General features: G+C 70.4%; 7 protein-coding genes. 3 read left to right on the top strand and 4 right to left on the bottom strand.

Annotated features, from left to right (window positions below):
• Nucleotides 1-2: 2 nt before the first annotated feature.
• The 4 genes from ACIA1L_RS02860 to ppdK form a co-directional block, all read right to left on the bottom strand.
• Nucleotides 3-518 (bottom strand): methyl-accepting chemotaxis protein, encoded by a 516-nt coding sequence (locus ACIA1L_RS02860; protein ID WP_396070759.1) that lies wholly within the window; start codon nucleotides 516-518, stop codon nucleotides 3-5.
• Between the two features lie 128 nt (nucleotides 519-646).
• Nucleotides 647-916, bottom strand: coding sequence for a hypothetical protein (locus ACIA1L_RS02855; protein WP_396070758.1), 270 nt, complete (start codon nucleotides 914-916; stop codon nucleotides 647-649).
• 169 nt (nucleotides 917-1,085) lie between these two features.
• Nucleotides 1,086-3,230, bottom strand: coding sequence for a SulP family inorganic anion transporter (locus tag ACIA1L_RS02850; protein ID WP_396070757.1), 2,145 nt, complete (start codon nucleotides 3,228-3,230; stop codon nucleotides 1,086-1,088).
• A gap of 190 nt (nucleotides 3,231-3,420) precedes the next feature.
• Nucleotides 3,421-6,099, bottom strand: coding sequence for a pyruvate, phosphate dikinase (gene ppdK / locus ACIA1L_RS02845; protein WP_396070756.1), 2,679 nt, complete (start codon nucleotides 6,097-6,099; stop codon nucleotides 3,421-3,423).
• Nucleotides 6,100-6,399: 300 nt separating this feature from the next.
• On the opposite strand from ppdK, the gene ACIA1L_RS02840 reads away from it, so the two are divergent.
• Genes ACIA1L_RS02840 through ACIA1L_RS02830 form a run of 3 tightly spaced genes read left to right on the top strand, consistent with a single transcriptional unit; the run spans nucleotide 6,400 to nucleotide 12,618 of the window.
• Nucleotides 6,400-8,982, top strand: coding sequence for a glutamate--cysteine ligase (locus tag ACIA1L_RS02840; protein ID WP_396070755.1), 2,583 nt, complete (start codon nucleotides 6,400-6,402; stop codon nucleotides 8,980-8,982).
• A 55-nt stretch (nucleotides 8,983-9,037) separates the two neighbouring features.
• Nucleotides 9,038-10,813 (top strand): N-acetylglutaminylglutamine amidotransferase, encoded by a 1,776-nt coding sequence (locus ACIA1L_RS02835; RefSeq protein ID WP_396070754.1) that lies wholly within the window; start codon nucleotides 9,038-9,040, stop codon nucleotides 10,811-10,813.
• 17 nt (nucleotides 10,814-10,830) lie between these two features.
• Nucleotides 10,831-12,618 carry a S9 family peptidase gene (locus ACIA1L_RS02830; protein WP_396070753.1) on the top strand — a complete coding sequence of 596 codons (1,788 nt, stop codon included), beginning with the start codon at nucleotides 10,831-10,833 and terminating at the stop codon, nucleotides 12,616-12,618.
• The last annotated feature ends 28 nt before the right edge of the window (nucleotides 12,619-12,646 follow it).

Raw genomic sequence — 12,646 nt, 5'->3', positions numbered from 1 at the left:
CGTCAGCCGGCCTGCTGCTCCGTCACGATTCCACTGATCACCATCTGGCAGCGGTCCAACTCCTCGATGAGCGACTGCATCTCCTCGATGGCGGACACGGCGTTCTGGGTGTCGGCGCGGATGCCACCGACCTGGCCGCCGATCTCGTTCGTCGCGGTGGCGGTCTCGTTGGCCAGGTCCTTGACCTCACTGGCGACGACGGCGAAGCCGCGCCCCGCCTCGCCGGCCCGGGCCGCCTCGATGGTGGCGTTCAGCGCGAGCAGGTTGGTCTGCTTGGCGATGGTGGCGATGAGCTGCACAACCTTGCCGATCTCGGTGCTGCTCGCATCCAGCCGCTGGATCACCGCGACGGCGGTCTGCGCGGCGCGCACCGCCGACCGGGTTGCCGTCGCCATGTCGCTGCTGACATCCGCGAGGCGGTGCACCGAGTCCTGCGTGGTCGACGGCAACGTGTACTTGCCGGTGTCCATCGATGCATCGGCGGACCAGTCCTCGGTCGCGGTCTCGTAGTCGGTCATCGCTTCCCGCCCATCACTCGTTCCCCGGTAACCAACATCGCATCCCGGCCGGGTGATCCGCGGCTGTTTCCCCCTAATCCGGCGCCCGGTTCTGATCAGCGCCCTCTCTTCCGCTGAGGGCGGACACCTCAGTGCTGGCCGTCAGAGCGCAGCGAAGTGCCCGGGGTGCCCGCCCGGCGCAGGCCCGCGACGCGGACGAAGATGCGCCGGCGGGCCACCGCCTGCCCGCGGCGGTCGAGCTGGTAGCCGTCGAGCCAGACCCAGCCGGCGTAGGTGGGCCGGCCGTCGACCGCGATGATCCGGAACGCGAACCCGGAGCGGCCGGTGAACTGCACGCTGGCGGCCCGTCCGACGAGCACCACATCGCCGGGGTGCAAGGGCGCGCCGTCGACCGTCACCGCTGTCACCTCCACCCAGGCGGCCCCCGCGCCCGTACCCTGCCGTACGGAATCGATGTCCGTTCCGGCCGGGTGGGCCGGAGAAATTCGTCCTGCGGCCCGGCTCCACCTTGGGCCGTCGCAGCGTCGACCTCAACAGCAGCGGCAGAAATGGCACAAAGACCGCCGGTCAACCGACGCTGACCGGGGTCCGCACACCGTCCTGGACGCGGTACATCTTTGCCTCGGCGAGATCGAAGTAGAGCCCGGTCAGGGTGAGCCGGCCCGCGTCCGCTGCCGCCCGTACGGTCGGGTAGGTGCACAGGTTCTTCAGCTGTTGCGCCACGTTGGCGGTGATGCATTCCGTCTCGCAGTCACCCTCGAGGGCCGACCCGGCGGCGTCGAGCCAGCTGCCCAGCGCCGACGGGCCACCTGCGGCGCCGGCCATCATCGCGCGGACGGCACCGCAGCCCGAGTGGCCGCACACGGTGATGGTGGTGACGCCTAGGACGTCCACGGCGTACTCGACGGCGGCACCCACCGAGGTGTCGTCCGAGCCGTACGGCGGCACGATGTTGCCCACGTTGCGCACGCAGAACAGGTCACCCGGGCCGCTCGTGGTGATCAGATTCGGCACGACCCGGGAGTCGGCGCAGGTGATGAAGAGCTGTTCCGGCTGCTGCCCGTCGCGCGCGAGGTCGGCCAGGTGCGGGCGGACCAGCGGCGCGACACTGCGTTCGAACTCGTCGATGCCGGCTTGCATGGCGTCCTGCCGCTGCTCGTTGAGCGACACCCATTGCGACCAGGAGCCGAGCAGGCGCGGCGCCCGGGCTGGTTGGCTGCGGGCGACGCCCAGCCGGCCATCGGTGGCCCGGTGGAACCAGCTGTCGTGGACCTCGCGGACGCGCACTGTGCCGCCACCTCGCTCGTACGCTTCCTTCCAGTCCTGGATCGTCTCGAAAGCGCCCTGGTCGAGGTAGTCGAGGTGCAGCTCCAGCTCGACGGTCTCGCTCGGCGGCAGGACGGACAGCTCGCGGGCGACCCGGCCGGCGCCGACGAAAGCAAGCGTGCCGGTGATGACCACCGTCCAGCGACCCGGCGTCGGCGAGGTCCGCGTGATCTCGCACCGGGCCAGCCGCACGATCATCAGCAGCACGGCGGTAGCCATGCCCAGCGCGACCCCGGTGAGCAGGTCGACGAAGATCACCCCGACGGCGGTGACCAGGTACGTCGGCAGTTCCCGGTGCCGCACGTAGGTTTTGATCTGGGCCAAGCTGACCAGCCGCAGCCCCACGACGACGAGCACGGCGGCCAGAGCGGACAACGGAATCCGTTCGAGCAGTCCGGCGAAGAGCAGCACGAAGACGGCAATCCACAGTCCGTGCAGAATGGCTGAGGCGCGGGTCTTCGCCCCGGCGGCGACGTTGGTGGAGCTGCGGACGATGACGCCGGTGACCGGCAGTCCGCCGAGCGCACCGGAGACGGTGTTGGCGGCGCCCTGGGCCAGCAGTTCCTTGTTGAGGTCGGCGCGCGGTCCGTCGTGCATCCGGTCGACGGCCACCGCGGAGAGCAGCGATTCGACGCTGGCTACCAGGGCGATGGTCACGACCGCTATGGCGATGTCCGGCAGGCCGCCGTCCGGCCAGCGCGGGAAGGTGAGGCTGCCCAGCGGGTTGGGCGGCAGGTCGACCCGCTCGACGGTCAGGCCACCCGCACTCGCGACGATCGTGGCCGCGGTGACGGCGACGAGGGCGGCGGGCAGCAGCGAGATCTTCACCAGGCGCGGCCAGATCAGCAGGATCGCGATGGTGAGTACGCCGACGAAGACGGCACCGCTGTGGTTGCCGGCGATCTGCCGGGGCAGGTCGCGCAGGTTGTCCCAGGCGGCGCTCTGCGGGTCGCCGCCGAGCAGTACGTGCACCTGGCTGAGGGCGATGACGACGCCGATGCCGGCGAGCATGCCGTGTACGACGGCCGGGGAGAGCGCGAGAGCGGCCCGGCCGAGGCGGAAGGCACCGAGCGCGAGCTGGATCAGGCCGGCCATAGCCACGATGGCGGTGGTCGCGGCCCAGCCGAATTCGGCGACGGTGCCGGCCACGATGACGGTAAGCCCGGCGGCGGGACCGCTGACCTGGAGCGGGGCGCCGCTCAGCGCGCCGGCGACGATGCCACCGACGACCGCAGCGACCAGGCCGGCCAGCAGCGGTGCGCCGGAGGCGGCGGCGATGCCGAGCGACAGTGGGATGGCGATGAGGAACACGACGATCGAGGCTGGCAGGTCATGGCGCAGCAACGTGCGCCCGCGACCGGCCGTCTGGGTGTCCGGCGTCGTCATGAGGTCCTTTCCCTGCAAACGCGAGTGGGATATTTCGGACACCCTAACGAAGATCCGTGAACAATCCGTTACACAAAGCGACCTAGCTGGTTACTCTCAGCAACTTCTCAGCGAGAATGCATCCACCAACGACAAGGGCCGGACCAGGGCACGGATGCCCCGATCCGGCCGTAGGTGGCCGTGCAGGTGGTCAGCGGCTGTCGGAATCCCCACCGGTGATGGCCGCGCGGCCCGCCTCCAGGCGGGCAACCGGCACGCGGAACGGTGAGCAGGACACGTAGTCGAGGCCGACCTCGTGGAAGAAGTGCACCGACTCCGGGTCGCCGCCGTGCTCGCCGCACACACCGAGCTTCAGCTCCGGGCGGACCGCCCGACCCTCCTCCGCGGCAATCCGGATCAGCCGGCCCACACCGTCCCGGTCGATCGACTCGAACGGCGAGATGCCGAAGATGCCCAGCTCGAGGTAGCGCCAGAAGAACGCACCCTCGACGTCGTCGCGGGAGAAGCCCCAGCCCATCTGGGTCAGGTCGTTGGTGCCGAACGAGAAGAAGTCCGCGGCCTCGGCGATCTGCCCGGCGGTCAGCGCCGCCCGGGGCACCTCGATCATCGTGCCGATCAGCACCTCGACGCCGCTGTCCGCCACGACTTCGGCGACGATCTGCTCGCACTCCTGCCGGACCATCTCCAGCTCCTGCACGGCGCCGACGAGCGGGACCATGATCTCCGGGCGGGGGTGCAGGCCCTCGCCGGCGAGCTGGACGGCGGCCTCAGCGATGGCGCGCACCTGCATCGCGAACAGACCCGGGATCACCAGGCCGAGCCGAACGCCCCGCAGGCCCAGCATCGGGTTCTGCTCGTGCATCCGGCGTACGGCGTCGAGCAGCTCCTCATCCTCGGCATGGTCCTCGCCGCGCTCGCGGGCGACCGCCACGTTGACGGCAAGCTCCTCCAGCGAGGGCAGGAACTCGTGCAGCGGCGGGTCGATCAGACGCACGGTGACCGGCAGGTTGTCCATGGCCCGGAACAGGTCGACAAAGTCAGCCTTCTGCAGCGGCAGCAGAGCAGCCAGCGCGTCGTTGCGGGCGTCCTCGGTGGAGCTGAGGATCAGCCGCTCGACCAGCTCCTTGCGGTCGCCGAGGAACATGTGCTCGGTCCGGCACAGGCCGATGCCCTCCGCACCGAAGCGCCGGGCGCGCGCCGCGTCCTCGCCGGTGTCGGCGTTGGTCCGCACGGCGAGCCGACGAGACGCGTCGGCGTGGCTCATGATCGTGTGCACGGCGTCGACCAGAGTGGACTCCTCCACCTTGTCGCCCTCGAAGTACTGCACGACCTCGGAGGGCCGCACCGGCACAGCGCCGAGGTAGACCCGGCCGGTGGTGCCGTCGATCGAGACGATGTTGCCCTCGGTGATGACCTGCCCGTTCACGGTGACCCTGTCCCGGCCGATCTCGAGCTGGTCAGCGCCGCAGACGCAGGTCCGGCCCATGCCGCGGGCCACCACTGCCGCGTGGCTGGTCTTGCCGCCGCGGGCGGTGAGGATGCCACGCGCAGCGATCATGCCGGCGAGGTCCTCCGGGTTGGTCTCCCGGCGGACCAGGATGACGTCTTCACCCTCGGCGGCCAGCTCGACAGCGCGCTCGGCGGTGAAGACCGCCTTGCCCGACGCGGCACCCGGCGAGGCACCGATGCCCTTGGTGAGCACGGTCGGGTCGGCGGAGAGGTCGAAACGGGGGAACATCAGCTGGGCGAGCTGAGCGCCGGAAACCCGCCGCAGCGCCTCATCCAGGCTGATCATGCCCTCGTCGACAAGCTGGGCGGCGATCCGGAAGGCGGCTGCGGCCGTACGCTTACCGACCCGGGTCTGCAGCATCCACAGCTTGCCGCGCTCGATGGTGAACTCGATGTCGCACAGGTCGCGGTAGTGGCCTTCGAGCTTCGCCATGATCGCCAGGAGCTCGGCGTAAGACTTGGCGTCCAGCTTCTCGAGGTCTTCCAGCGGGACGGTGTTGCGGATGCCCGCCACCACGTCTTCGCCCTGCGCGTTCGACAGGTAGTCGCCGTAGATGCCCTGAGCGCCGGAGGCCGGGTCCCGGGTGAAGGCGACGCCGGTGCCGGAGTCCGCGCCGAGGTTGCCGAAGACCATGGAACAGACGTTGACCGCGGTGCCCAGGTCGGCCGGAATACGTTCCTGGCGGCGGTAGAGCACGGCCCGCTCGGCATTCCAGGAGCGGAAGACGGCCTCGGTGGCGAGCCGCAACTGCTCGCGCGGATCCTGCGGGAAGTCGTATCCGGTGTGCTTGGCGAAAATGCGCTTGAAGCTCTCGACCAGGGCCTTCAGGTCGGCGGCGTCCAGGTGCAGATCGTCGGTCGCGCCCTTGGCTTTCTTCGCGTCTTCCAGGGCGTCGGAGAATTCCTCGCCGGGCACGTCACACACGGTTTTGCCGAACATCTGGATCAACCGGCGGTACGAGTCCCAGGCAAAGCGGTCGTTGCCGCCCGACTGGGCGGCGAGGCCGACGACGCTGGCGTCGGTCAGGCCGACGTTCAGCACGGTCTCCATCATGCCGGGCATCGAGAAAGCGGCGCCGGAACGCACCGAGACCAGCAGCGGGTCGCCCGCGTCGCCCAGCTTGCGGCCCATCGCGCGCTCAAGCGCAGCAAGATGGTCGTCGATCTCCGCGATCAGCCCCTCCGGGTTGGCCCCGGTCGCCAGGTACGCCTGGCAGGCCCGCGTGGTGATGGTGAAACCGGCCGGCACGGGCAGGCCGAGCCGAGTCATCTCCGCAAGGTTCGCGCCTTTACCGCCGAGAAGCTCCTTGAGATCCCTGTGACCCTCGGAAAAATCGTAGACGTACTTCTCCCCGGCCATAGCCGCCTCCCATTGCCATTGGACCGAACGCCCGTTAATGGTGTCCCGGACGTTAAGGCGCCGCCACCCGAGCCCATAGCCTTCGTGAACAATTGCACAGGTTTTCGCGTAGTTGGGCGCGGAAGACCGGCTCTTCGAGCATCCTCGCGCACCGCACCCCGACGGGTCACTCCCGCCCGGACCCGCACGGGTGTGCGAATCATCATGCTTGGCGGCGGGCGGAAATGGGCACGACACAGCTCCGGTACTTGAGCTGGTCAGGCTCGCCGGTGCGACGACGAGCGGCAGAGGCGGTTAGCAATGACGGAGTCACTGAGGTCCGGCGAAGGTTGCCCGAGCGGCACGCTGGCCGCGGATCTCACGCTCGGCGCGGAGGAAGAGCTGCACGTCGTCGACCTGCGGACCCGGGAGCTGGTGCCCCGCGCACCGGAGATCCTGGCCCGGCTCGACCAGGACCACTTCTCCGCCGAGCTGCACCGCTCGGTCGTCGAGACCAACACCCCGGTGGCCCGCACGCTGGACGACCTGCGCGACGGCATCGTCGGCCTGCGCCGCCGAGCGATCGGTGTCGCCGAGTCGTTGGGGCTCGGCCTGGTCGCTGCGGGCACCGTTCCGGTGGTCGACCTCGACGCGCTGCCGGTCACCCCGACCTCGCGCTACCAGCGCATGCTCGACGAGTACCAGATGCTCACCCGGGAACAGCTGATCTGCGGCGCCCAGGTGCACGTCGGCGTGGCCGACCGAGACGAGGCAGTAGCGGTCGCACAGCGGGTCGCTCCGGCGTTGCCGGTGCTGCTCGCGCTCTCCGGAAGCTCGCCGTACTGGATGGGGGAAGATAGCGGATACGCCAGCGTGCGGTCGCTGGTGTGGATGCGCTGGCCCACCGCCGGCGACAGCGGGGTCATCCGCAGCGCCGCCGAGTACGACGCGCTGGTCGAGGACCTGGTCGCTTCCGGCACGATCAGCGATCCCAAGATGGTCTACTTCGATGTCCGACCGTCCGCGCACCTGCCCACGGTCGAGCTGCGCGTCACCGACTCCAGCCCGGACGCCGACACCGTCGTGCTGCTGGCCGGGCTGTTCCGCGGACTCGTGCTGAAAGCCCTGCAGGACCACCGCGCCGGGCTACCGCTCGTGCCGACCCGGCCGCCGTTGCACCGGGCTGCCATGTGGCGCGCCGCCCGGTCCGGGCTGGAAGGCGACCTGCTGGACCTGCCCCGATCGCCGGTGCCCGTGCCGGCCGCGGTCGCGGTGGAGCGGCTGGTCGGCGAGCTGCGCCCGCAGCTGGAAGAGCTCGGCGACTGGGAGCAGGTGTTCGACCTGTCGGTGCAGGCGCTGAGCCGAGGCAGTTCGGCGGCTCGACAGCGCCGTGCGATGGCCCGGCGGGGGCGGATCTCCGACGTGGTGGACCTGCTCGTCGCCGACACCCGCGGCGGCGCCACCGGAATCGGGCCGGGCGGGCAGAGCGTTCCCGCCGGACTGACCCCGTACGCGGCGAGTGGTGACGAGGCGTTCCCCGACGGCGAGGTGGTGCCCGGGTACGAGCCGATCGTGCAGGTGCTCGGGGCACTGGGTCCGGCCGGGCTGCGCCGCCGCGAGGATGCCAAGGATGACGAGCAGCGCGCCCGTGGCATCACCTTCAGCGTGGCCGGTGAGGCGGCGACCCGGCTGTTCCCGTTCGACCTCGTGCCGCGGATCGTGCCCGCCTCCGACTGGGACAACCTGCAGGGTGGGCTGGTCCAGCGGGTCCGGGCGCTCAACGCCTTCCTGGAAGATGTGTACGGCGACCGCGCGGTCGTCGCCGACGGCGTGGTCCCCGGCTGGGTCATCGACGGCTCGCCCGAGCTGCGACCCAGCGGCGCCCTGAACACCGGCACCGGCATCCGGACCCAGGTGGCCGGAGTCGACCTGGTCCGCGACGGCGCCGGCGCCTGGTGCGTGCTGGAGGACAACCTGCGGGTGCCGTCCGGCATCGCGTACGCCATGCAGAACCGCCGTCTGACCGAGGCAGTCCTGCCGGAGTTGCCGCGCCCGCGCAACCTGATCAGCCCGGAGCAAACTCCCCAGCTCCTCAAACGAGCCCTGCTCGACGCCGCCGGGCCGACCGCCGGCGACGATCCGCGGGTGGTCGTGCTGAGCCAGGGCCCGGACGACTCGGCGTGGTTCGAGCACCGGATGCTCGCCGACGAGATGGGCGTCCCCCTGGTCCGCAGCACCGAACTGCTCGTCGACGACGCGGTCGTGCACCGGGTGGCGAACGGCCGCAAGCACCGCGTCGACGTCATCTATCTGCGGATGGGCGAGGACAGCCTGGTGCACTCCCCCGGCGCCGACGGCATGCCGCTGGGTCCCAGCCTGATCACCGCCCTGCACGCGGGCACGGTGGTCTGTGCGAACGCGCTCGGCAACGGCATCGGCGACGACAAGGCCGTGTACGCGTACGTGCCGAAGCTCATCGAGTACTACCTCGGCGAAAAGCCCCTGATGGCCGACGTCCCCACCTATCTGTGTGGCATTCCCGAGCAGCGCGTCGAGGTGTTGGACCGGCTGGACGAGCTGGTCTGCAAGCCGGTCGACGGCTACGGCGGCGACCGGATCGTCATCGGCCCGCACGCCAGCGCAGACGACCTGGCCGCCGTACGCCGGCAGATCCGCACCGCCCCGCACCGCTGGGTGGCGCAGGAGATGGTGGACCTGTCGACCCATCCGGTGTTCGACGGTCACCAGTTCGCGCCCCGGCACGTGGACCTGCGGGCGTTCATCTTCACCGGCCGGGAGTCGGTGGTCGCCCCCGCGGCCCTGACCCGGGTCGCCCCCGCCGGCAGCATGATCGTCAACTCCTCGCGCGGCGGCGGCAGCAAAGACACCTGGTTGCTGGGCTGATCCTCGGCAGCAACGACATCCCCGCAAGACGGACCACCGTGGAGGTTGATCGAGCATGTGCGGAATCGGCGGCGAACTGAGATTCGACGGTCGGGCGGCCGACCCGGCGGCGGTCCAGCGGATGCTGCCCTGCCTGGCGTCGCGCGGCCCGGACGGCGAGGGCCTGTGGCAGCACGGGCCGGTCGCGTTCGGTCACCGACGGCTCAAGATCATCGACCTGAGCGACGCCGGCGCCCAACCGATGACCGACGACGAGCTGGGCCTCACCCTGGTCTTCAACGGCTGCATCTACAACTACCAGCAGCTCCGCGAGGAACTGCGCGGCTACGGCTACACGTTCGCCTCCACCTCCGACACCGAGGTGATCCTCAAGGCCTACCACCGGTGGGGCGCCGACTGTGTGCAGCACTTCCTGGGCATGTTCGCGTTCGCGATCACCGACCACGCCAGCGGCACGGTCATGCTGGCCCGCGACCGGCTGGGCATCAAGCCGATGTACCTGGCCGAAACGCCGGGTCGGCTGCGGTTCGCGTCCACCCTGCCCGCGCTGCTCGCCGCCGGCGACGTCGACACCTCGCTCGACAAGGTCGCACTGCAGCACTACATGACGTTCCACTCGGTCGTGCCCGCGCCGCGCACGATCCTGGCCGGCGTCCGCAAACTTCCGCCGGCAACCGTACGGGTCATCCAGCCGGACGGCACCTCCACCTCGACCGTGTACTGGGAGGCGTCGCACGAGCGAGTCGACAAGCCGTCCTCCCGGGCCGAATGGGCGGAGGCGATCCACACCGGACTGCGAACCGCGGTCGAGCGCCGGATGGTCGCCGACGTGCCGGTGGGGGTGCTGCTGTCCGGCGGGCTGGACTCCAGTTACATCGTGGCGTTGCTTGCCGAGCAGGGGCAGCGCGGGCTCACCACGTTCTCGATCGGCTTCGAGTCCGCGGCCGGCGAGAGCGGCGACGAGTTCGCGTACTCGGACCTGATCGCCGAGCGGTTCGGCACGAAGCACCACCAGATCCGGATCGGCAAGGACCGGTTCCTGCCCGCCGTGTCCCGGACCGTCGCGGCGATGAGCGAACCGATGGTCAGCCACGACTGCATCGCGTTCAACCTGCTCAGCGAGGACGTCGCCCAGCAGGTCAGCGTCGTCCAGTCCGGACAGGGCGCCGACGAGATCCTCGCCGGGTACAGCTGGTATCCGCCGCTGGCCGACGTGCCCCGGGAACACGCCGTCGAGGCGTACGCGAAGGAGTTCTTCGATCGCGGGCACCGTGAGCTGGCCGGCCAGCTGGCCCCGGAATGGTTCTTAGGCGCGGACGTGAGCAGGGAATTCGTGGCAGCGAGCTTCGCGCGGCCGGGCGCCACGACGGCGGTCGACGCGGCGTTGCGGCTCGACTCGCAGGTCATGCTGGTCGACGATCCGGTCAAGCGGGTCGACAACATGACGATGGCGTGGGGGCTGGAGGCGCGCGTACCGTTCCTGGACCACGAGCTGGTCGAGCTTGCGGCGGCCTGCCCGCCGGAGCTGAAACTGGCGCAGGGCGGCAAGGGCGTGCTGAAGGACGCCGCTCGCGGGCACGTGCCGGACGAGGTCATCGACCGGACCAAGGGCTACTTCCCGGTTCCCGGCATCCGGCACCTCGAAGGCCCGATGCTGGACCTGGTCCGCGAGGCGCTGCACGCACCGGCAGCCCAGGCGCGGGGCTTGTTCCGCAAGGAGTACGTCGACGCACTCCTGATGGACCCGAACACGCCACGCACCACGCTCGGCGCAAACCAGCTGTGGCAGCTGGCGCTGCTGGAGATGTGGTTGCAAGACAAGGGACTGTGAGCGAAGGAGGGGCCCGCATGGCCGGTCAACTCAACCGGATCGACGTCACCGTGCTGCCGGCCGGGTGGCGAGCGAAGGAGTCCTACCCCTCGGAAGCCAGCGGGAGTTGGTCGCCGGCCCTGTCGCCGGACGGCCGGCACGTCGCGTACGTGTCGGACCGCAGCGGCTCCCCCCGGGTCTGGGTGCAGCCGGTCGGCAGCGAGCTGACGTTCCTGGTCGACACCGAGGAGCCGGTCACCGAGGTGCACTGGTCGACCGGCGGCGGGTGGCTGGCGTGCGTGATCGCTCCGGGTGGCGCGCCGCGTACGGAAGTGTGGCTGGTCCGCCCGGACGGCTCGGTGCCGCACCAGGTGGCCGGCTTCGGCACGGACAGCGCGGAGAACGTGCGCTGGCTGCCCGGACGGCCGCTGCTCGCGGTGGCCGAGAACCTGAGCACCACCCTGCTGATCGACGCCGAGCACGGCACCCGGGAGGTCATCGCCGAGGGCGAGCTGACCTCGCTGTTCGACGTCTCCCCGGATCGCCGCCAGGCCTTGCTGCGGCACGGTCCCCGGGGCAGCCGGCACATCGTGCTCCGCGACCTCGGCACCGGGCACGAGGAGTACGTGACCAGCGGCGAACAGGCCTGCTTCGCCCCCGACGGCACGATCTACGCCCGAAGCGACACCGGCGAACGCACGAGACTGCTGCGGGTACGCGATGGCACCGCCGAAGTGCTGGCCGCCTCGGACACCGCCGAGGTCGAGACGTTCGCGCTCACCGCGGACGGCACCAAGGTGGCGGTTCTGTGGAACACCGGCGGCGGACTCTCCGAACTGGCCGTGCTCGGTGCGCACGGCGAGACGCGGATCGACCTGCCCGGCACGGTGGCGGCCGGGCCGGTCTGGAGCACGGACGGCAGCACCCTCGCCTTCACCGCCGAAGCACCCGGTCAGCCGCACGGCGTCTGGGTCTGGGACGGCGACCTGCATCCCGTTGCGGTCGAGGCGCCCTCCCCCGGTGCTGTGCAGCCGGTGCTGCGCCGCTTCCCCTCGCACGACGGACTGGAGATCAGCGGGTGGCTCTTCACCCCGGCCGGCACCGGACCACATCCGCTGGTGGTGTGGCTGCACGGTGGCCCGGAGGCGCAGGAACGCCCAGGCCACGGCCCGCTGTTCCAGTCGCTGGTCGACCGGGGCATCGCCGTGTTCGCGGCGAACGTCCGCGGCTCGTCCGGCTTCGGGCGCAGCTTCGTCAACGCCGACAACGGGCCGCTGCGCACCGCCGCGGTCGCGGATGTCGCCGCCTGCGTCGCTCACCTGGTCGAGACCGGGGTCGCCGACCCGGCCCGGGTGGGCTGCATGGGCCGCTCGTACGGCGGCTACCTGACCCTGGCCGCGCTGACCACGTACCCGGAGCTGTTCGCCGTGGGCATCGACGTGTGCGGGATGGCGAACTTCGCGACGTTCTATGCGCACACCGAGCCGTGGATCGCCGCGGCGGCGGTCAGCAAGTACGGCGACCCGGTGCGCGACGCCGACCTGTTACGCGAACTGTCGCCGATCACCCGGATCGACCGGCTGCGCGCCCCGCTGCTGGTGGTGCACGGCGCGAACGACAGCAACGTCCCGGTGATCGAGGCGGAACAGGTCGTCGCAGCGCTGGCCGAGCGCGGAGTCGAGCACCGCTACCTGCTCTTCCCCGACGAGGGGCACGAGCTGCTGCACCGCTCGTCGCGCGCCGAATACCTGCGGGAGACGGTCGGCTGGCTCACCCGGCACCTGGGAGTCGAGACACCGGTGACGGGACACACGTCCGCTTTGTGATGTTTACTGTGGCGTTCATCGGCTACCC

The organism is Actinoplanes sp. NPDC051859, assembly GCF_044452725.1.
Lineage (GTDB): Bacteria > Actinomycetota > Actinomycetes > Mycobacteriales > Micromonosporaceae > Actinoplanes.
Note: the sequence above shows the minus strand (reverse complement) of the source record. Positions and strands in the feature narration are given on the sequence as shown.

What these genes read in the sequence shown, in the direction of transcription:
- ACIA1L_RS02860 (WP_396070759.1), bottom strand. Translation starts at nt 518, where the DNA reads ATGACCGACTACGAGACCGCGACCGAGGACTGGTCCGCCGATGCATCG.
- ACIA1L_RS02850 (WP_396070757.1), bottom strand. Translation starts at nt 3,230, where the DNA reads ATGACGACGCCGGACACCCAGACGGCCGGTCGCGGGCGCACGTTGCTG.
- ppdK (WP_396070756.1), bottom strand. Translation starts at nt 6,099, where the DNA reads ATGGCCGGGGAGAAGTACGTCTACGATTTTTCCGAGGGTCACAGGGAT.
- ACIA1L_RS02840 (WP_396070755.1), top strand. Translation starts at nt 6,400, where the DNA reads ATGACGGAGTCACTGAGGTCCGGCGAAGGTTGCCCGAGCGGCACGCTG.
- ACIA1L_RS02835 (WP_396070754.1), top strand. Translation starts at nt 9,038, where the DNA reads ATGTGCGGAATCGGCGGCGAACTGAGATTCGACGGTCGGGCGGCCGAC.
- ACIA1L_RS02830 (WP_396070753.1), top strand. Translation starts at nt 10,831, where the DNA reads ATGGCCGGTCAACTCAACCGGATCGACGTCACCGTGCTGCCGGCCGGG.